Genomic DNA, 20,618 nt, shown 5'->3' with positions numbered 1-20,618 from the left:
GCCTCAGGACCGGCGGAAGAGCGGGCGCAGCATGAACGCGAGCGCCAACAGCGTGCCGGCGAGCAGGCCGAACCACAGCAGGAGGGCGCGCGAGGAGCCGAAGAGGTCGAGCTTCTCCGGCGCCGGCGGGGCCTGGGCGTCGGAGCGGATCCGGGTCTCGGAGACCTTCAGCGTGCCGGACTTCTTCGGCGAGAGCTGTCGCACGAGCGCGTCGTGGGCCTGCACCACGCCGTAGCCGGTCCACGGGTTGCGCGCGCCGGGGTCGCTGACGCCGCCCTCGGTCGTGTGCAGCAGCCGGGCCACGATCTGCGCGGCCGTGTCCTTCGGGTAGCGCGAGCGCAGCAGAGCCACGACGCCGCTCACCTCCGCCGTCGCCCATGACGTGGCGACCTGGCCGACCACGCACCGCTGGCCGGTGGCGTTCTGCGAGATGGCCCCCAGGGTCGGTGCCGCGACGTCGGTGTCCCGGTTGGGCACGACGTAGGGACGTGGGTCGTCGTTGTCCGGGGGTACGGCGCTCACGGCGACGACCCCGGGATAATCGGCCGGGTAGATGGGCGCGTCGCTTTCGGGCGTGCCCTCGAACGGCGCTCCGCCCTCGTCGTCGGACTGGACGGCGTTGCCAGCGGAGGCCACCACGACGACGTCCCGCCTGACCAGCGCGGCGATGGCCGCCTTCAGCCTGGGGTCGTCGTTGTCCCGCACGGCGAGCGAGATGTTGACGACCTCGGGCGGGTCGGCACGGGTGGCGGCGAGCAGCCGCTCGATGCCCTCGGCGATGCCGCCGGAGGTGAGGCCCTTCTGGCCCTGGCTGTAGTCCGGCGTCACGGTGTCCATCACGCGGACGTCGATGAGCTGGGCGTCCGGGGCCACTCCGTCGCGGCCGGCGATGATGCCGGCGACGATGGTGCCGTGACCGGTCAGCCGCTCGGGGACGAGGCCCCCGACGCCGAGGCGGCCGACGACGGGCAGCCCGGATCCGTCGATCCCGCCGTCCAGCACGGCGACACGCACGCCCCGGCCACGGCTGATCTCGTGGGCCTCCTCGATGTGCAGGCGCACCTTGACCTCGTCGATCCCGGTCGTCGCGTCGGCGAGCCGGTCGGAGCCGGGGACCGCCGTCTCGTCGCACGGCATGTCGTCAGCGGCCGACGCGGGGCCCGCCGAGGCCAACAGCGGCGCCGGGGCCATCGCGAGCGCCAGCGCGAGGGTGCCTGCGGCGCGCCGGGCACCGCATCGGCCCGCAGGGCGGGTCACTGCGTCGCCTCCTGCGTCTGGCCCTGGTCCGGGGCGTCCTCGGGCACCCGTCGGGCGGCGTTGAGGGACAGCGTCACCCCGTCCTCGAAGAACCGCATCCAGCTGCTCGGCACAACGGTCGGCGTCGCTTCGCCGTAGCCGATGTAGTCGGCGACCAGGGGGCCGACGAGCGGATACTTCGCACCCTTGGCGTCGATGACGTACGCCGTGCCCTCGGTGCTCGCCTCGTCCGCGCCCGCCTCGACATAGGCGCCGCCCGAGGGCTCGACGACGACCTCGTGCTCGTTGCGGGAGATATCGTCAGGACTCGCACGACCCTCAGCGGAGTCGGCCAGCACGACCCGCGAGCCGGCGTCCTCCGAGGGGTAGAGCACCGCGCACAGGTCACCGGTGCCCGCGGGCTCGGGGAGCCGTGACGGCCACTCTGAGGGGAACTCCTCGGGTGCGCGCTCCACGTGCAGGTCGCCCGGGAGCTCCTGCACCGGACGGCCACCCACGGCGTCGTACAGCTGGGCGGCGAACTCGGAGAGCAGCTGCGGGCCGTCGGAGCCCAGGAGGTAGAAGTTGCCGGAGTGCGTGCGCACCAGGTCGCCGGTCTCGAGGCCCTTCAGGTCGCTCTCGGACTCGGGATAGTTCACGGGCTCGCCGACGCTCGTGAGCCCGAACGCGTCGAGCGTCAGCGGCGGCCCTGCGGGGAAGAGGTTGAGCCAGTCCTCGGCCACGACGGGAGCCGCCTCGAGTGCGGAGAACCCGAGCCGGTCGGCGAACGTGTCGGCGTCGGTCGAGTCGGGCGGCATCTCGAACCGGTGGGCGCCTACGTCCACCCCGGGTGAGGCCGCGATCAGCCAGTGCTTCCCGCCGCTCTCCACAAGGAACGACGAGAACCGCAGCTCGGTGACCTCCGGCTCGCGGGTCACCGTGACCTTGATGCCCTGCTCGGGCGCGGTGCAGGCCGTCCACCCGCCCTGGACCAGCTCGTCGGCCGCGGGCAGGCCGGCCGGGGCGCCCTCGATGCCCAGGTCCGGACCGAGGGTGACCTTGCGGATGTACTTGTCCCGCACGGTGAACGGCGTGAGCTCGGCGTCGCCGAGGAGCAGCTGGGCCGAGAGGTAGTTGGGGACGCGCTGGATGACCGGGTCGGGCTCGGTGTTGAGCACGACGTACTGCTCGCCCGTGTCCTTGGAGATGACGAAGCTGCCCTTCTCCAGCCACTGGGAGTTGGGCCTGCCCAGCAGGAAGCCGGCGATCGCCGCGCCGGCCAGCAGGAGCACCGAGATCGCGACGCCTCCGATCAGCACCCGGCCGGGCCGGGTGGGCTCGACCTCGCGTCCACCGGGGGCGCCGCTCACGAAGGCGGTGACCAGCCGGCGGCGCGAGAAGGTGTGCGCCTCGACGAGGTCCTTCTTGGTCGCCACGGCTCAGCCCATGACCGCGTCGACGAAGCCCGCCGCGATCACCATCAGCGGCAGGAGCGAGAGCAGGGTGAGGGACTCGACCATGTCGCCCAGCCGCCCGCGGCGCACCGAAGGGCTCGAGGGGACGAGGGTCGTCAGGAGCAGCAGGGCACCGATCACCGCCAGGACGATGGCGGCCCAGGCGCGCCAGCCGTCGTGCTGGAGCAGCATCGAGAGGGCGACCGAGGCCAGGCCGAGCACCCCGGACACGATGCCGGCGAACACCTCGGAGCCGGCGCGGTACTGGCGGGTGCGCAGGATGACGGCGAGGCAGCACACCGCAGCCAGGGCTGTGCCGGTGGCGCCGCGGCTCACGGCGAACGGGGCGAACAGCACCAGCAGTGTGCCGACGGTGGCGGAGACGGCCAGCAGGATCTCGTGCGCCACCCGCGCGTCCGCGCCCACCTGGGCGGGATCGATCTCGCCGGGGTCGGCCGTGACGTCGTGGAGGGAGTAGAGCTGGTCGACCTTGGTGCTCGTCATGCCGAGCGCCAGCCAGGGAAAGATGCTGCCCGCCAGCACCACCAGCGTCATCACGATCGTGAGCAGCACCGACGGCTCGACGCCGGTGAGCATCACGAGCAGCCCGCAGGCGGTCAGCAGGGCACCCACCACGATCGGCGGGATCATCAGGGCGCGACCGTCGCGCAGCCCGACCACGGCGATGACGCCGACGGCGAGGATGCTGAGGCCAGCCGTCATCACCGGTCCCTCGAAGAACCCCGCCGGCAGGGGCCACGTCCACTCGGGCAGGTCACCACTCGCCAGGACGAGTCCGGCCACGAGGGCATAGAGGGTCGCGAGCAGCGCGACCGCGACCCCGGCCTCGGGCTCGTCCTGGCTGCGCGCCAGCACGACGCCACCGACGACGAGCATGAGGGCCACGAGGGCGGCCGCGACGCCGCCGAGCATGCTCTCGCCCAGCAGGAGCAGCCCGAGCGCGCCCAGGGCGAGCAGCATGCCGGCAGCGCCCAGGGCAGTACGCCGGCCGGTTGCGGGCTCCCACGGCGTGAGCTCGTGCTCCACGACGTCTGCCATGGCCTCGACCACGTCGTCGTAGATGCGCGGGGGCTTCTCGTCGACCCCGGCAGTCACGGTGAGCAGGCCACCGTCCTCGATACCCTGGATCAGCAGGCCGGCGTCACTGGCGAGGACGCGTCCCTCCTGCGTGACGAGCTTGTAGCCGCCATAGACAGTCGTCGCATCGAGGAGCCCGACGCTGCGGGCCAGCTCGGGCACCAGCTCGGCGACCGGAACGGCGCCGGGAAGCACCAGGTCGACCCGTCGCGATCCCGAGGCGACAGTCACTCGCACCAGGCCTGAGGCCATGGACGACGCCTGACTCATGCGTGCTGATCCCCTTGTACGTAGATGACCTGTGTGTCCGTGGCTGTCCGTGGCGTGTGACGTGCGGCGTCAGTAAAGCAGCCAAGGCCGGCCGTCCCCGAGGGGACGGCCGGCCTCACGGGTGGCTCAGAAGCGGTCGGCGCCGCGCTTGTCGGCAGCCTGGTACTCGGCGTTGGAGTCCGAGACACCCTGACCGGCCTGCTGGAGCAGGGTGATCATGTCGGTGATCGCCTGGTCCCACTTGGCCTTGGCGTCGTCGTAGGCAGCCTTGGCGCTACCGACCCAGTCGCTCTTGAGCGGGTTGAGCTCGTTCTCCAGGGTGTCGAGGCGGGCCTCGATGTCCTTGGCCGCCTGGATGGCGTCAGCCGCACCCTGGTCGAGCTTGCCGTGCTGGACGCTGATTCCGTCGAAAGACATGTCGATTCTCCTGATCTGGAAGTCGGTGGGTGGTGGGTCAGCCGAGGCGGCCGCGCAGGGTGCTGTGAGAGTCAGCCTGCGCCTGGTCGGTGTTGACGTTGTCCTTCTCGGTCTCCTGCATGGAGACGGCGAGCTGGTCGAGGGCCTTCAGGATGGTCTCCTGCTTCTCCTGCCACGCCACCATGAGGTTGCCGAAGGCGCTGGCGCCCTGGCCGCCCCAGCCCGCGAGCATCTCGTTCATCCGGTCGGAGAGCGTGTTGCACTTGCTCTTCACGTCACCGCGAGCGGAGTTGACGTACTCCGCCGCCTGGGAGAGCGCCTTCTCTGCCTGGCCGTACTGTGCGGTCATTGTCGTTCCTTCCCCCTCGGCGGACGGTCCGACCGAGTTCAGTGGTTGGTGCCTGGTGGTTCTTTGCCTGGCTCGGGGAGACGTCCCGGCCCCCCGGCCAACGAGGATCTACCCGCCCCCTGAGGGCCTAAACATCAGGACGTCATTTCCCACAGGGCTCGGAAGACTCCCGCGGCTACGACCGCCGAGGCGAGCGTGAACGAGCCGCACAGCGACTCGGCGAGCTCGGCCCGCCGGGACCAGCGCACCGAGCGCCAGCCACGCCCGGTCGCGACGGCAGCCGCGACGACGACGGCGCCCACGGCCACGGCCACGGCGACCACCCAGGCAAGGGTGCGGCTGCCCAGCTCCGGGACCATCGCGAAGGCCAGTGCCACCCAGGCCGACAGCCCAGCTGCTCGCAGCAGGGTGCGGGAGGCGGCATGGCGGTAGGACCGGGCGGCGAGCAGCACGGCGCCGCCGGCGAAGAAGGCGAGGCAGCGCGCCCCGATCCGGTCCAGGTCGATGGTGGCCGACTGCAGCAGGAGCGGCGTCGCCACCGCCATCACGACCAGCACGGCCGCGCTCGCGGCGGTCACGGTGCGGGTGGCCGTCGTGACCAGCCGGACGATCGCCGACTCGGGCACCACGATGCGGCCGCGGCGGGACTTCGAGACGTCGCGTGCGGACCACGCCGTGACGGCGAGGCGCTCGAGGTCGAGCAGGGCCTCGTCGGGTACGTCGACCGCCAGGGACGGCACGAACCTGACCGCGAGCATCGCGAGCACGAGCAGCACGGTCCAGGACACCCGCGGTGACCACTCCAGGAGTGGGCCGGCCCCGCAGACGGCGAAGACCACCACCCCAGAGACGACCCAGACGGTCAGCGCCTCGTGGTCGGCGGGCGCCATGGCCCGGGCGATCGCGGCGACGGCCGCCGCACCGAGGGCCGTCACCCCGACCACGGCGGGCAGCAGGTGGCTGCCCGGCTCGTAGAAGGCCGCGAAGGCGGCTGCGGCGCCGAAGGCCGGAGCGGCCGAGGAGCGCTGCGGGGCGTGGCGACCGACGGGCAGCGCCGCTGCCAGGGCGCAGACCAGGAGAGCACCCACCACGACCGTGCGCTGGATGCTCTCTCCTGCCTGGGCGGCGTACCAGGCCGCGAGGCCCGCGACGACGACGGCCAGCGTGACCATGAAGGCCGCGAACCGCGGCGCGTCCGGGGCAGCCCGTACGACGTCCATGAGAGCCTGCCGCTTCCGCGGACGGTGGACGCCCACCGTCGCCACGAGCAGGTCGCCCGGCTCGACACCCAGGTCGACGAGCGCCCGATCGGCGGTGAGCAGCTCGCCGAGTGGCCGCTGGAGCAGTGGCATCGCCGTGAGGCCTGCCTCCGCGGCGTACACGCGGGCCACGTCGACCGAGGTGGCGCCTTCGGGGACGACCAGGTCCACGACTCCCGCCGGACCATGGATGGTCAGCACGATCGTCGACGTCGACTGTGCGTCGCTCAACCTTCCCCCTCAGGTGCACGGCGCCCCCGGTGGCACACGTCCGCCCAGCAGGGTAGTCCGTGCTGATGGGGGGCACCTATAGTCAACGCGACCTTGACGGCGCACGAGGGGGACTCGGGTGAGCACGACGCTTCGCGGTGGGCATCGCATGGACGCGCCGGAGATGCCCGGCGGGCAGATCGTGTTGCAGCCACCCCCGGAGATCCAGGAGGGCGAGGGCACCAGCGGTGTCCTGATGAACGCGATCCCGATGCTGGGCAGCCTCGGCTCGATCGTGCTGGTAGCGACCACCGGTGGAGCCAACCGCGGCCGCGGCTTCCTGGCGGCCGGCATGTTCCTGTTCGCGACCCTGGGCTTCATCATCGTGCAGATCGACCGGCAGCGTAAGCAGCGGGCCCAGCAGGTGACGGGCTCCCGCACCGAATACCTGCGCTACCTCTCCAACATCCGCCAGGTCGCCCGCAAGGCGGCGGACCAGCAGCGCCGGGCCCTGAACTGGCACCACCCCGAGCCCTCCGCCCTGCCCGCGATCGCGGAGGAGCGCAGCCGGCTCTGGGGCAACACCTCGGGGGACCCCCACTTCCTGCAGGTGCGCTACGGGCTGTGCGCCCAGCCGCTCTCGCTCGAGCTCGTGCCGCCGGAGAGTGCCCCCGTCGACCAGGTCGACCCCGCGGCCGCCTCGGCGCTCCACCGGCTGCTGGTCGTGCACCGCCTCCAGCCCGACCTGCCCGCCTCGATCGACCTGCGTGCCTTCGACCGCGTCGAGGTGTGCGGCGGCGAGGACGAGGCGCGGGCCGCTGCCCGGGCGCTGATCTGCTCGGCGACGGCGTTCCACAACCCCGACCAGCTCGTGGTCGCCGTGCTGACCTCCGAGGACAACCTCCAGCACTGGGACTGGGTCAAGTGGCTGCCCCACGCCCAGAGCCAGCGCGAGGCGGACGCCGTCGGCCCGATGCGGATGGTCTCGACGTCTCTCGACGACCTTGGCAACCTGCTGCCCGAGGACCTGCCCGACCGGCCGCGGTTCGGCGCGGACGAGCGACCACCAACCCCGCACCTGCTGCTCGTCATCGACGGCGGCCACCTGCCGCCGGGCAACCACATCGTGCCGCCGGACGGCCTGCACGGCGTGACGCTGCTCGACCTCCCGGCCCACTGGGACGACCTCGAGGACTCCACCCGCCTGCGCCTGCAGATCACCGGCGAGGCGAAGGGCGACAAGGCGCCGATCGTCGCCCTGCGCCTGCGCGAGGAGCCGGTCAAGGCGCAGATCGACCAGTGCGATCTCGCCACCGCCGAGGCGTTCGCGCGGCGGATGGCGCCGCTGAAGACCGCCAGCGCGGAGGCGTCCTCGGCCAGCGGCACGGTCGACATCACCTCGGTCGCGCCCGACCACATGGAGCTGCTGGGCCTGGGCGACATCCCCACGTTCGACGCGATGATGGCGTGGCGTCCCCGCCCCGCACGTGACCGGCTGCGGGTGCCCATCGGCATCGGCGACTCCGGCGGCCTGATCCACCTCGACATCAAGGAGTCCGCCCAGCAGGGCATGGGCCCGCACGGCCTCGTCATCGGCGCCACCGGCTCCGGGAAGTCGGAGTTCCTCCGCACGCTCGTGCTCGGGCTCGCGCAGACGCACTCCCCCGACGCCCTCAACCTGGTCCTCGTCGACTTCAAGGGCGGTGCGACGTTCGCGGGCATGGCGGACATGCCGCACGTCTCGGCCGTGATCACCAACCTCGCCAACGAGCTCACCCTGGTCGACCGCATGCAGGACGCCCTCTCCGGGGAGATGGTGCGGCGCCAGGAGCTGCTGCGCGACGCGGGCAACTACGCCTCGATCCGCGACTACGAGAAGGCCCGGGTGGCCGGCGAGCCCCTGGCCCCGCTCCCGTCGCTGTTCATCGTGGTCGACGAGTTCTCCGAGATGCTCAGCGCCAAGCCGGAGTTCATCGACCTGTTCGTGGCCATCGGCCGCCTCGGGCGGTCCCTCGGCCTCCACCTGCTGCTCGCGTCCCAGCGGCTCGAGGAGGGGCGACTGCGCGGCCTGGAGTCCCACCTGTCCTACCGCGTCGGCCTGCGCACCTTCTCCGCGGGCGAGTCCCGCGCGGTGCTCGGGGTGCCGGACGCCTATGAGCTGCCCGCGGTCCCCGGCCTCGGCTACCTCAAGCCCGACCAGTCGACGCTGCTGCGGTTCAAGGCGGCGTACGTGTCGGGCCCGCCGTCCAGCCGGGCCCGGGTCGCCCGCGACGAGGGCGGCCACGTCCGCGGCATCCTGCCGTTCACGATCTCCGAGGTGCAGGCCCTCGAGCCGATGGAGCCGGAGGCCGAGGAGGCACCTCGACCCCAGGCCCAGCAGGGCGAGCAGCCCTCGCTCCTCGACATCGCCGTCGAGAAGATGGTCGGTCTCGGCAACCCCGCCCACCAGGTGTGGCTGCCGCCGCTCGACGTGCCGGACACCCTCGACCAGCTCATGCCCGACCTCGCCGAGCACCCCGAGCTCGGACTCGTCTCGGAGGAGTGGCGCCGCGTCAACGGCCTCGTCGTGCCGCTCGGCACCGTCGACCGCCCGCGCGAGCAGCGTCGCGACACGATGACCATCAACCTGACCGGCGCGGCCGGCCACGTCGCCGTCGTGGGTGGCCCCCGGTCCGGCAAGAGCACCATGCTCCGCACGATCGTCACGAGCATGGCGCTCACGACCACACCGCTGGAGTCGCAGTTCTTCGTCCTCGACTTCGGTGGCGGCACCTTCGCGCCGATGGCGAAGCTCCCGCACGTGTCGGGTGTCGCCACGCGGTCCGAGCCCGACGTCGTACGCCGCGTGGTCGCCGAGATCCAGGGCGTGGTCGACCGCCGCGAGGCCTACTTCCGGGAGCAGGGCATCGACTCGATCGAGACCTACCGGTCCCGCCGGGCCCAGGGTCGCGCCGACGACAGCTGGGGCGACGTCTACCTCGTCATCGACGGCTGGAGCACGCTGCGGGCCGACTTCGACGACATCGAGATGGAGCTGCAGCAGCTGGCCGGCCGCGGCCTCACCTTCGGCCTCCACCTCATCGTGGCATCGGGCCGCTGGGCCGACTTCCGGGCGGCCATGCGCGACGTCTTCGGCTCCAAGCTCGAGCTGCGGCTCGGTGACCCGCTGGACTCCGAGATCGACCGCAAGATCGCCGCCCTGGTGCCCACCGGGCGCCCCGGACGCGGCCTCGTGCCCGCCAAGCTCCACTACCTCGCCTCTCTGCCCCGCATCGACGGCGACCCCGACGCGGCCACCCTCGGCGACGGTGTCGACGACCTGGTCAGCAGGGTCGCGGCGGCCTGGCAGGGCCCGGCCGGTCCCAAGCTGCGCCTGCTGCCCGAGCTCATCACGCTCGACAAGGTGCGCGAGGACGCGGAGCGCCGCCAGGTCCCCGTGAAGAGGCTTCTCATCGGCATCAACGAGAAGGAGCTCGCCCCCGTCGCGATCGACCCCGACACCGAGCCGCACATGCTGATCTTCGGTGACGGCCAGTCCGGCAAGAGCGGCCTGCTGCGTGCCTACGTCCAGGAGGTCATGCGAGCGCGCACTCCCAAGGAGGCGCAGATCGTCGTCGTCGACTACCGGCGCTCCCTGCTGGGCGAGGTGCCGGACGAGTACCTGCTCAACTACCTCACGTCGGCCACCCAGGCGACCCCGGCGATCAAGGACCTCGCGGCCTACCTCGAGAGCCGCATCCCGGGCCCGGACGTCACCCCCGAGCAGCTGCGCAACCGGTCCTGGTGGACGGGCGCGGAGGTGTTCGTGGTGGTCGACGACTACGACCTGGTCGCGACGCAGCAGTCGTCGCCGGTGCAGGCGCTGCAGCCGCTGATGGCGCAGGCACGCGACACCGGCCTGCACGTCGCCGTGGCACGCCGCGTGGGCGGTGCGAGCCGGGCGCTCTACGACCCGATCATCCAGTCCCTGCGCGACCTGGCGATGCCGGGCGTGCTGCTCTCCGGCCCGCGCGACGAGGGGGCCCTGATCGGCACCCTCCGCCCGCAGCCGGCGCCGCCCGGCCGCGCCCGGGTCGTCACCCGGGACCGCGGTGTCGAGGTCACCCAGCTGGCCTGGACCGAGCCGCAGCTCTGACACCGGCTGTACGCCGGGAGCGGGACGTCAGCGGCGGCCGGACCTGAACATCCCGCGGGCGATCTCGCGGGCCGCGGTGCGCATGAAGTCCTTGAAGGCGGCGGACCTCACGACGTCCATCACCAGGCCGTCGTCCTGCTTCTTCGCGGTCCCGCGGGTGCGCTCGACCTTGCTCTCGGCGTCCTCGGCGGCCTTGCGCGCGCCCTCCTCGAGCCGGGCGGCGAGCTTCTCGCGCGCGGACTCGCGGTCCACCGTCTCGGCGTACTTGGCGTGCCGGGGGCTGGACTCGACGGTCCTCCGCATGGCGGCGGCGTCGGCGGGTCCCATCCGCGACTCCGGGGCACGCAGGCGCGTCCAGGCGACGGGGGTCGGGGCGCCCCGCTCGTCCATCACGGTCACGACAGCCTCGCCGATGCCCAGGTTGGTGATGACCTCGCCGAGGTCCTCGTAGGCCGAGTCGGGGTAGGTGTTGACGGTCTGCTTGAGCGCCTTGGCGTCGTTGGGGGTGTGGGCGCGCAGCTGGTGCTGGATGCGCGAGCCGAGCTGGGCGAGCACCTCGTCCGGCACGTCGGTCGGGCTCTGGGTCACGAAGAAGACGCCGACGCCCTTGGAACGGATGAGCCGCACGGTCTGGGCGATCTGGTCGAGGAACGCGTCGGAGGCGTCCGAGAACAGCAGGTGGGCCTCGTCGAAGAAGAACACCAGCTTGGGCCGGTCGACGTCGCCGACCTCGGGCAGGTCGTGGAAGAGGTCGGCGAGCAGCCACATCAGGAACGTGGAGAAGACCGCCGGGCGGTCCTGCAGGTTGGGCAGCTCCACCAGGCTGATCAGGCCCTTGCCGTCCGGGGTGGCCTGGAGCAGGTCGGCCGACTCGAACTCCGGCTCGCCGAAGAACGCGTCGGCGCCCTGGTCCTCGAACGCGATGAGCTCGCGCAGGATGACGCCCGCAGTGGCGCTCGAGAGCCCGCCCAGCCCCTTGAGGTCGGCCTTGCCCTCGTCGCTGGTGAGGTGCTGCACGACCGCGCGCAGGTCGGCCAGGTCGAGCAGCGGCAGCCCGTGCTTGTCGGCGTAGTGGAAGACCAGGCCCAGGCTGGACTCCTGGGTGTCGTTGAGCCCGAGCACCTTCGCCAGCAGCATCGGGCCGAACGCGCTCATCGTCACGCGCAGCGGGATGCCGGTGCCCTGGCCGCCGAGCGCGTAGAACTCGACGGGGAAGCCGCGGGCCTGCCACTCCTGGCCGACCGAGGCCGCGCGCGCGGCGATCTTCTCGCCGCCCTCGCCCGGCACGCCCAGGCCGGAGAGGTCGCCCTTGATGTCGGCGGCGAAGACCGGGACGCCGGCGTCGCTCAGCTGCTCGGCGAGCAGCTGCAGGGTCTTGGTCTTGCCCGTGCCGGTCGCGCCGGCCACGAGCCCGTGGCGGTTGAGCATCCCCATGGGGATGCGGATGCGCACGTCGGAGAGGTCCGTGGCGTCGAGCATCAGGCCACCGAGCTCGACGGCCGGGCCGTCGAACCGGTAGCCGGGGGCCACGGCGGCGGCGATGGGGTGCTCGGCGGCGGCAGCCGCGTCCGGCCGCGTGGTCTCCGTCATGGGCCGCAGCCTAGGCCAGCGATCGCACCGCAGGCAGAGGGACCGAGGCCGGCGTCGGCGTCGTTATAGTCACCGCGTGAACATCGAGCGCTGGGGGGTGGCCTGATGGGCCAGGGCGCCAGGACGGCCACCACGCTGGCGGTGCTGTCGGGCCTGGTCGTGCTCGCCTCCCTCTGGGGCTGGCAGGCGACCACCAAGCCCCTCCCGCACGAGGAGGAGATCCCCCTCTGCAGCGACACGACGGTCCCGGCCGGGACCGAGATCTTCCGCGACCAGGTGGTCGTCAGCGTCTTCAACGGCAGCACACGCACCGGGCTGGCGAGCGCGACCATGGAGCAGCTGGTCGAGCGCGGCTTCGTCGAGGCCGAGACGGGCAACGCACCCAAGAAGGTGCGCACCGTCGAGATCTGGTCGGACCAGCCGACCAACCCCGCGGTCCAGCTCGTGCAGCAGCAGTTCCGCGGCGCCAGGGTGGTGTCCGGCGAGCAGCTCGGGCTCGGCGTCGTGGTCGTGGTGGGCGAGCAGTTCAAGGAGCTCGGCCCGAACGTCGAGTCGGTCACGGCCGCGGCCGACGCCACCATCTGCTCGCCGCCCACGGAGTGACCCTGCGCCGCCTCGGCGCTCACTCGCTGACGCGGCGCTGCTCCCCGGGGGTTCCCTCGCCCAGCCACTGGGCCAGCCGGCCACCGGCCGACACCTGGCGCAGCCGCTCCTCGGTGGCCTCACGCACCTTGCGCGGGGCGACCACGAGCAGGTCGTCACCGTGGCGCAGGACCGTACGCCGCTCCGGCACCATTGCCTCTCCCTGCCTGATGACGAGCGAGACCGAGGCGCCGGGCGGCAGGCGGAGCTCGCCCACCTCGACGCCGTGCATCTTCGAGGCCGGACTGATGGTCACCTGCAGCAGGTCGGCAGCCAGCCGGTCGAGCGGCGCCGCCTCGACGTCGAGACCGCGTGGCTCGGACCGCCTGGCCACCTTCAGGAGGCGGGCCACCAGGGGAAGGGTCGGACCCGTCAGCAGGGTGTAGACCACAACCATCACGAAGACGATGTCGAAGAGCTGGTCGGCGCCGTCCACGCCTTCGGCGAGCGCGATCGTGGTGAGCACCACCGGCACGGCGCCGCGCAGGCCCGCCCAGGAGATGAAGACGAGCTCGCGCCACGGCATGGGCTGGGCCAGGGAGCTGACCGCGACGGACAGGGGCCGCGCGACGACGGTGAGCACGAGGCCGGTCAGCAGCGCGAGGGCGACGGTGTCGATGCCGATCCGCCCGGGCGAGAGCAGCAGGCCCAGCATCACGAACAGGCCGATCTGGGCCAGCCAGGCGAGGCCCTCGGCGAACGACCGGGTGGCGAGCCGGTGGGGCAGCTCGCTGTTGCCCAGCACCAGCGCCGCGACGTAGATGGCGGCGAAGCCGGACGCGTGCACGGCCGTGCCCGCGCCGTACGCCGCCAGGGTGAGGGACAGCACGGCGAGGGGGTAGAGCCCGGAGGACGGGAGGGCCACCCGGCGCATCACCCAGGCGCCCGCGAAGCCGACGCCGAGGCCGATGAGCACGCCCGCGGCGAGCTCGAACACGATGATGCCGCTGACGCCGAGCAGCCCGTGCTCGGCCACGGCACCGGTGGAGATCACGGTGACGAGCACCACGGTCGGGGCGTCGTTGAGACCGGACTCCGCCTCCAACGCGCCGGTCAGTCGCTTGGGGAGCGGCACCACGCGCAGGACGGAGAAGACCGCCGCTGCATCCGTGGGCGAGCAGACGGCGCCGAGCAGCACGGCGAGCTCCCACGGCAGCCCGAGCAGGTAGTGCGCCGCCAGGGCGACGACGGCCACCGAGACGGCGACCCCCACGGTCGCGAGCGAGACCCCGAGCCGGATCGACGAGCGCATCTCCCGCCAGCTGGTGGTCAGGCCACCTTCGGCGAGGATCAGGGCGAGTGCGCCGAACCCTAGGGCGTGCGCGAGCTGGGCGTCCTCGAAGGGAATCCCGACGACGGACTCGCCCAGGAGGAAGCCCATGAAGAGGTAGATCAGGAGGCTGGGCAGCCCGGCGCCGGCGGAGAGACGGACCGCCAGGATCGCGACCAGGGTGACGAGCGACCCCACCAGCACGAAGGAGTCGAGCTGGTGGACGTCGAAGGTCATCGCACCTCGCTCCGCGCTGGGGGACCTGTGCCCTGATCCTAGTGGGGTGCGTCGGCCACCCCCGAACCGTGGTAGGACGGGCCGGGACCAACAGGCAGGAGGCACCGATGCACCCCAGGCTCGCCGTCGCACAGCGCGCGGACGTCCCGCCCTTCCACGTGATGGACGTCCTGCGCGCCTCGGCCGAGCGCCAGCGCACGCACGGTGACCTCATCAGCCTGGCCGCCGGACAGCCGGTCACGGGGGCACCGGCGCCCGTGCGGGAGGAGGCCGTCCGGCTCCTCGGCGGCCCCGACCCGCTGGGCTACACCGAGGCGGCCGGGATCCTTCCCCTCCGCGAGGCGATCGCCGGCCACCACCGGCGGATGCACGACCTGGACGTGTCGGCCGGCGACGTGGTCGTCACCACGGGCTCGAGCGGCGGGTTCGTGCTGGCCTTCCTCGCGGCGTTCGACGTCGGCGCCCGCGTCGCCCTCGCCCGCCCCGGCTACCCCTGCTATCGCAACGTGCTCACCGCGCTGGGCTGCGAGGTCGTCGAGGTCGAGACCGGGCCGGAGACCAGGTTCCAGCCCAGCGTCGAGCAGCTCGAGCAGCTGGGCCCGATCGACGGGCTCGTCGTCGCCAGCCCCGCCAACCCGACCGGCACGATGCTGCTGCCCGACGAGCTCGCCGCCCTGGCCGCCTGGTGCGAGGACCACGGTGTGCAGCTCGTCTCCGACGAGATCTATCACGGCATCGAGTACGCCGCGCTCGACGGCGACGCGCCCCTGGCTCGCTGCGCCTGGGAGACGAGCCGCGAGGCGGTGGTCTTCCACTCCTTCAGCAAGTACTTCTCGATGACCGGCTGGCGGATCGGCTGGATGCTGGTCCCCGAGCGGCTGCGGCGGGCCGTCGACGTGCTCACCGGCAACCTCACGATCTGCCCGCCGGCGCTCGCCCAGCACGCGGCCGTCGCGGCGTTCACGGACGCGTCGTACGCCGAGATCGACGGGCACGTCCGCGCCTACGCTGCCAGCCGGAGCCTGATGCTCGAGCGTCTCGCGGCGATGGGGATCGACCGGCTGGCGCCCGCGGACGGCGCGTTCTACGTCTACGCCGACGTCGGGCACCTCACGGACGACACGGTCGCCTGGGCCAGGCGACTGCTCGCCGAGACCGGGGTGGCCGTCGCCGTGGGCCGCGACTTCGACGTCGTGGACGGCGACCGGCACGTGCGGCTCAGCTTCGCCGCCGGCGAGGCAGACGTCGCGGAGGGGCTGGCCCGGCTGGAGGCCTGGCTGCCCTGAGCCCGAGGGTCACGACCGGGCGGGACTGCCAGAATCACGTGATCCGTGGGTTTGGACTCCACGCGACGGGGCATCGTGCGGGGAAGGAAGGGAGTGATCGATGTACGGCGACAGTGCCACCGCGCGCAAGCGCGTGACCCAGCTCCGTGAGCAGGCCGGGGACATCCGCGCCCTGGCCGAGCGACTCGTCGCCCAGGCGGAGGCCGTGCCGTGGCACGGCCGGGCCGCCGACGCGATGCGCGCCCGCATCAAGGAGCGCGCCGCCCACCTGCGCCGGGCCGCCGGGCTGCACGAGACGGCCGCGGAGTCGCTCGCTCGCCACGTCAACGAGGCCGACACCCTCAAGGACGCCATCGAGACCCTCGAGCACAAGGCACGGGCCCTGACGACCGACGCCCGGGCCCGGATCGCCCAGCTCGAGCACGATGCCACGCCGTCCGAGGAGGACCTGCAGCTCGCGGCGTTCGAGGCACCGCCGAGCGGTCACAAGGACTGGCTCACGACCACACTCCCGGGACTCTGACATGGTGACCATCGACCTGACCGCGCCCGCTCCCGAGCCGGCCAGCTTCCTCGACGGGCTGCCGCGGCGCCTGGCGCTGACCCTGCCCGAGCTGCGGCTGGCTGCGGCACATGCCGGCGAGGCTCCGCTGCCCTTCGACCTCGAGGAGCCACCGGAGCCGGGCGCGCTCGAGGGTCGCCTCGGCCACTCGAGGGGCTCGGCGGAGGCCGAAGCCTACGCCGAGGCGCTGGACACCCTCCACGACCCGGAGGAGAGCCTGCGCAGGCGCGGCCTGCTCACCGACGGCGGCATGGACGCCAGCATCGTCGGCGCCATCGGCCTCCTCGCCACCCCCACGCTGGCCCTCGACCTCGACGTCACCGCCGACGGCACGCAGGTCAAGGCCTGGCACCGCCAGGGCGGCGACGCGGTCGCCACATTGGCGACCTGTGACGGCATCGTCTTCGAGCTCGCCTGGTTCCACGTCGACCAGTGGCCGGCCGAGCTCGCCCGCACCGGAGCCGTCCCGGCGGATGTCACGCTCCGCGCGAGCGCCGTGCCGGAGTCGATCGACCTGCCGCTGCCGCTCCTCGACGCGGTCGGCGAGGCACTCCGCGCCGGCCGCAGCGACCTGGTGCCCGTGCTGGCCCAGCAGCACGGCCAGGGCGTCGTCGACGGCTCCGGGCGACCGGTCCCCGACGGCGAGGTCGGCGCCGTCGCCCAGGCCTTCCACACCGAAGGACGCGGACGGCTGCGCGTCCTGGGCGCGCGGGTGGACGAGAGCGAGACCACCCAGATCGGTGTCGTGTCGTGGGTGCTGCTCGCCGACGGCTGGCACTCCCTCGCCCCCCACACCACCGACCAGGGCCCGCGCGTGCGCGTGCGGCGCGTCCAGCCCGCAGACCTCGCCACCGATCTGGCCCCCGTCCTCGCGCAGGTGAACGCATGAGCTCCGACCACTCCCAGACGCCGGCCGACGGCGACGCCCGCGACACCACCGAGGCGGCAGCCCACGTCGACAAATACCACCAGATGCTCGCGCTCGCCGACCTCTTCGACTCGGCCGGCGCCGAGATGCGCGAGCGCGCCCGGCTGGGCGACGAGATCCTGCGCGACGAGGACGTCACCGACTCTGCAGAGCTCTCCAAGAGCACCTTCGCGGAGGCGGAGGAGGACATCCGCGCCGCCACCACCGGCAAGCACGGCCTGCTCAGCCGGTCCGTCGAGCTCGACGCCGACGCGCTCGTCGTGCGCGCCACCGTGCTCACCTACCGCTGGATCGACGAGCTCCAGCAGGCCGCCTACAAGACGCTCGGTGCGATCGCCGGACGGGCGATCGGCTACCTCGCCCCCGAGGTCGAGCTCGGTGGCGCCATCGTGTCGGCCGGCCTGATCGAGACCGACGCGCTCGACCGCGACGACGTCGCGGCATACCTCAGCGAGCTCGCCGAGAGCAACCCCGACCTGATGGACCACGTCTCCGGGGCCGGCGGCCTGCTCGACGGGCTGCAGATGCGCTCGCTGCTCACGGCCGGCGCCCTCGCCTCGGAGTCCGCACCCCTCGCGGCTCGCGGGGGCCTGCGCGCCATCGGCGTCCAGCCCTTCGACGAGTCCGCCCTCTCGGCTGTCCGCGACGCCGCGGGCGGCGTCCTTGAGCCGCGCGACGACGTCGACGGCGGCGAGGTCGAGACGAGGGCAGCGGAGACCCTCCCCCGCACGCTCGAGGACCTGATGGCCAACCTGGCCCACGCCGACAAGCGGATCAGCGTCCAGCGCCTCGGCGCCGGCCGCTTCATCGCCTACCTCCCCGGCGAGCGCGCCCACGAGGGTGCGCGGCTGCGGCTGGTCGGCTCCGACAACAGTGGCTACGTCCGCCAGGTCGTGCAGGCGATCGAGGCCGCGGTCGAGGGCGAGCCCGGCGCCCGCGTGATGCTGGTCGGCTCCTCCCACGGCGGCGTGGCGGCGGCGGAGATCGCTGCGAAGGCGAGCTCGGACAGGTTCGTGGTCGACCAGGTGGTCACCGCGGGGTCTCCCTCGGCCCAGGTGCCGCTCATCCCCGAGCAGACCCGGGTGCTGTCCCTGGAGGACCGCGCCGACCCGGTCGCCCTGCTCGGGTCGCTCATCAACGCGTCGGTGCAGAACAGGCTCACGGTCGTCTTCGACGGCTCCCGGGCCGACGGCGAGCCGGCCTACGTCGTCGGCGGACGGGCCGCCGACGAGGCGGGTCATCCCGAGCTGCAGGCCGAGATCCGGCGGATCCACGACCTCGGCTTCCTGGCCGGCTGACCAGCCGGCCGACGGGTGCCGAGGGTCAGACGATGTCGTGCACGAACTCGCCCAGCTGGGTGAGGTTGCGGCACTCCACCATCGGCACGACCTGGGAGTACGCCGGGGCGGCGCTGTCGCCGGTGCCCCAGTTGCGGGCGTGCTCGGGGTTGAGCCACCAGGTGTGCCGCGCCGACGACGCCAGCTCGCGGAGCACCGGCAGGGCGAGGTCGGAGTAGTTGGACCGGCCGTCGCCGAGGATCAGCAGGGACACCTTCGGCCCGAGCGCGTCGGCGTACTGCTCGGAGAACGTGGTGAAGGCCCGCCCGTAGTTGGTGCGGCCCCACAGCGCGGCGTGCTGCACGCTCGCGGCGAGCGACTCCATCACCTCGACGACGTCGGCGCCGGGCTTGAAGTGGTCGGTGACCTCGTGGACCTGGTCGACGAAGGTGAACGCGCGCACCTGGGTGAACTGGTCGCGCAGCGCGAAGACCAGGAGCAGCGTGAACTGGGCGAAGCTGGCCACCGACCCGCTCACGTCGCAGAGCACGACGAGCTCGGTGCGGTGCGGCCGCTTCGGCTTGTGGTGGGTGGTCAGCGGGACGCCGCCGGTCGAGATCGACGCGCGCACGGTGCGGCGGAAGTCCAGCGGGCCGCGGCGGCGGGCGTGCCGCTCCTTGGTCAGCCGGGTCGCCAGCCGGCGCGCGAGGGGCTGGATCTCCCGGCGCAGCTCCTCCAGGTCGGTGCGGCGCGCTGCGAGGAAGTCGAGTCGGTCGATCGTCGGCCGCAGCGCCACCTCGGCGACCCGCTCGGGGCCCTTCTGCTCGGCCAGGCGGCGCCGTGCGTCGGCTTCCACGAGCCGGCTGAAGTCGCCGATGCGCCGCCCTGCCGTGCGCTCCGCCTGGGCCTCGCCCATCCCCTGGCCGAGCAGGCCCTCGACGAGCTGCTGGAGCAGCTCGTCGGCCGAGACGCGCCGGAGGGCCGAGTACGCCGAGTGGGCGGCCATGCCCGGCCCGCGGCCCGGCATCGCGCCGAACCGGCCCACGGCCTCCACCGCCAGGTCACGCAATCGCTGCACGTCGTCGGCCTCGAGGGCGTCGGCCAGCTCCTCGCGGAACCGGGCGAGGGCGGCGCCGTCGTCGCGGGACGGCGCCGGAGCGTGGTCCTCCTGTGCGGCGCCCTGGCCGACCAGCCGGGGGAACCACAGGTCGAAGAGCGCGTCGAAGGTGACCCGCTGGGCCTGGCGCTTGACGAGCGTGGCGGCGTAGGCGGTGCGGACGAGCTCGCGGTCGCCCCAGCTGAGCCGCTCGAGCGCGGCGATCGCGTCCAGCCCCTCGGCCAGCGACACCGGCAGCCCCGCCGAGCGCAGCGCCTCGACGAAGCCGATGTGTGCGTCGAGGAGAGTCATCGCCCAGACGCCGCCAGGCCGAGCTCCTTCACGGCCCGGGCCTGGTCGCTGGCGTGCTTGAGCACGACGCCGAGCGTGCTGCTGATCGCCTCCTCGTCGAGGGTGCCCACCTGCAGCGCGATCAGGGTGCGCGCCCAGTCGACCGACTCGGCGATGGACGGCGCCTTCTTCAGTTCCAGCTCGCGGAGCCGGGCGACGACGTCGACGAGCTGGCGGACGACCTTCTCGTCCAGGGCAGGCACCTGGCTGGTGACGATCTGCCGCTCCCGCTCCGCGTCGGGATAGCCGAGGTGGAGGAAGAGGCAACGGCGCTTGACCGCCTCGGAGAGCTCGCGGGTTGCGTTGGACGTGAGCACGACGAACGGGCGACGGGTCGCGGAGACGGTGCCGAGCTCGGGGATCGTCACCTGGAAGTCACTGAGCACCTCGAGCAGCAGGCCCTCGACCTCGACGTCGGTCTTGTCGACCTCGTCGACGAGCAGCACGGTCGGCTGCTCGCGGCGGATCGCGGTGAGCAGCGGCCGGGTCAGCAGGAACTCGTCGGTGAAGATGTCATCGTGGGTCTCCTCCCATGACTGGGGAGACTGGTCGGCCATCGATGACGCGGCCTGGATCCGGAGCAGCTGCTTCTTGTAGTTCCACTCGTAGAGCGCGCGGGCCTCGTCGAGGCCCTCGTAGCACTGCAGTCGCACCAGGTCGGCGCCGGCCGCACGGGCGACCGCCTTCGCGAGCTCGGTCTTGCCGACGCCCGCCGGGCCCTCGATCAGCAGCGGCTTCTCCAGAGTGCCGGCGAGGTACGCCGTGGTGGCGGTCGCCGCGTCGGCGAGGTAGCCGGCCTCGTGCAGCCGGGTCGCGGCGTCGTCGGGACTGGTGAACCAGGCGGAGTCCTGAGCCTGTCGAAGGGAGCTCACCGCGCGAGCATAGACGCGCGGCCCGGGGCCCTCGGGACGCGACCGTCCAGCCCCCTAGACTGACCACTCGTGGCGTCCT

At 72.7% G+C, this 20,618-nt stretch carries 16 protein-coding genes; 6 read left to right on the top strand and 10 right to left on the bottom strand.

The features are described from left to right. Positions 1-3: 3 nt before the first annotated feature. From DDE18_RS12900 to DDE18_RS12875, 6 genes are all read right to left on the bottom strand, one after another. Positions 4-1,257 carry a S8 family serine peptidase gene (locus DDE18_RS12900; protein ID WP_116572677.1) on the bottom strand — a complete coding sequence of 418 codons (1,254 nt, stop codon included), beginning with the start codon at positions 1,255-1,257 and terminating at the stop codon, positions 4-6. Next, entirely contained in the window at positions 1,254-2,672 is a 1,419-nt protein-coding gene (locus DDE18_RS12895; protein ID WP_116572676.1) for a type VII secretion protein EccB, read from the bottom strand. Before DDE18_RS12895 ends, DDE18_RS12900 begins: the two co-directional genes overlap by 4 nt. A 3-nt stretch (positions 2,673-2,675) precedes the next feature. Then, positions 2,676-4,040: a type VII secretion integral membrane protein EccD gene (gene eccD, locus DDE18_RS12890; protein ID WP_245916666.1), complete on the bottom strand. Its 1,365-nt coding sequence runs from the start codon at positions 4,038-4,040 to the stop codon at positions 2,676-2,678. 144 nt (positions 4,041-4,184) lie between these two features. Then, positions 4,185-4,475: a WXG100 family type VII secretion target gene (locus DDE18_RS12885; RefSeq protein ID WP_116572674.1), complete on the bottom strand. Its 291-nt coding sequence runs from the start codon at positions 4,473-4,475 to the stop codon at positions 4,185-4,187. Positions 4,476-4,512: 37 nt separating this feature from the next. Further along, positions 4,513-4,824, bottom strand: a complete 312-nt coding sequence (locus DDE18_RS12880) for a WXG100 family type VII secretion target (protein WP_116572673.1) — start codon at positions 4,822-4,824, stop codon at positions 4,513-4,515. 134 nt (positions 4,825-4,958) lie between these two features. Further along, entirely contained in the window at positions 4,959-6,314 is a 1,356-nt protein-coding gene (locus tag DDE18_RS12875) for a hypothetical protein (protein WP_116572672.1), read from the bottom strand. 118 nt (positions 6,315-6,432) lie between these two features. Here DDE18_RS12875 and eccCa point away from each other — a divergent pair, with 118 nt between their 5' ends. Then, positions 6,433-10,428, top strand: coding sequence for a type VII secretion protein EccCa (eccCa, locus tag DDE18_RS12870; protein WP_245916665.1), 3,996 nt, complete (start codon positions 6,433-6,435; stop codon positions 10,426-10,428). A 27-nt stretch (positions 10,429-10,455) separates the two neighbouring features. Here the strand turns inward: eccCa and DDE18_RS12865 are convergent, their stop codons facing one another. After that, positions 10,456-12,018, bottom strand: coding sequence for a helicase HerA-like domain-containing protein (locus DDE18_RS12865; protein WP_116572670.1), 1,563 nt, complete (start codon positions 12,016-12,018; stop codon positions 10,456-10,458). A 105-nt stretch (positions 12,019-12,123) separates the two neighbouring features. Between DDE18_RS12865 and DDE18_RS12860 the strand changes: the two genes are divergently transcribed. Further along, the gene (locus DDE18_RS12860) at positions 12,124-12,621 is read left to right on the top strand and encodes a LytR C-terminal domain-containing protein (protein WP_116572669.1); all 498 of its coding nucleotides are present in this window, start codon (positions 12,124-12,126) and stop codon (positions 12,619-12,621) included. A gap of 19 nt (positions 12,622-12,640) precedes the next feature. Here DDE18_RS12860 and DDE18_RS12855 read toward each other — a convergent pair whose 3' ends face one another. After that, positions 12,641-14,167, bottom strand: coding sequence for a potassium/proton antiporter (locus DDE18_RS12855; protein WP_116572668.1), 1,527 nt, complete (start codon positions 14,165-14,167; stop codon positions 12,641-12,643). 107 nt (positions 14,168-14,274) lie between these two features. On the opposite strand from DDE18_RS12855, the gene DDE18_RS12850 reads away from it, so the two are divergent. The 4 genes from DDE18_RS12850 (at position 14,275) to DDE18_RS12835 (ending at position 18,241) form a co-directional block, all read left to right on the top strand. Next, complete coding sequence (locus DDE18_RS12850; RefSeq protein WP_116572667.1) at positions 14,275-15,453, top strand: pyridoxal phosphate-dependent aminotransferase; 1,179 nt, start codon at positions 14,275-14,277, stop codon at positions 15,451-15,453. Between the two features lie 100 nt (positions 15,454-15,553). After that, entirely contained in the window at positions 15,554-15,976 is a 423-nt protein-coding gene (locus tag DDE18_RS12845) for a hypothetical protein (protein WP_116572666.1), read from the top strand. 1 nt (position 15,977) lies between these two features. After that, a complete protein-coding gene (locus DDE18_RS12840) occupies positions 15,978-16,904 on the top strand; it encodes a hypothetical protein (protein ID WP_116572665.1) in 927 nt (308 codons plus the stop codon). Beyond that, entirely contained in the window at positions 16,901-18,241 is a 1,341-nt protein-coding gene (locus tag DDE18_RS12835) for a hypothetical protein (RefSeq protein WP_116572664.1), read from the top strand. The genes DDE18_RS12840 and DDE18_RS12835 overlap by 4 nt, the downstream gene beginning before the upstream one ends. Before the next feature lie 25 nt (positions 18,242-18,266). Here the strand turns inward: DDE18_RS12835 and DDE18_RS12830 are convergent, their stop codons facing one another. Next, positions 18,267-19,628 carry a vWA domain-containing protein gene (locus tag DDE18_RS12830; protein ID WP_116572663.1) on the bottom strand — a complete coding sequence of 454 codons (1,362 nt, stop codon included), beginning with the start codon at positions 19,626-19,628 and terminating at the stop codon, positions 18,267-18,269. Next, the gene (locus DDE18_RS12825; protein WP_116572662.1) at positions 19,625-20,539 is read right to left on the bottom strand and encodes an AAA family ATPase; all 915 of its coding nucleotides are present in this window, start codon (positions 20,537-20,539) and stop codon (positions 19,625-19,627) included. Before DDE18_RS12825 ends, DDE18_RS12830 begins: the two co-directional genes overlap by 4 nt. Positions 20,540-20,618: the final 79 nt, after the last annotated feature.

The organism is Nocardioides gansuensis, from assembly GCF_003076135.1.
GTDB classification, from domain to species: domain Bacteria; phylum Actinomycetota; class Actinomycetes; order Propionibacteriales; family Nocardioidaceae; genus Nocardioides; species Nocardioides gansuensis.
The sequence above is the reverse complement of the archived record's forward strand: the minus strand, read 5'-3'. Positions and strand labels throughout refer to the sequence as shown.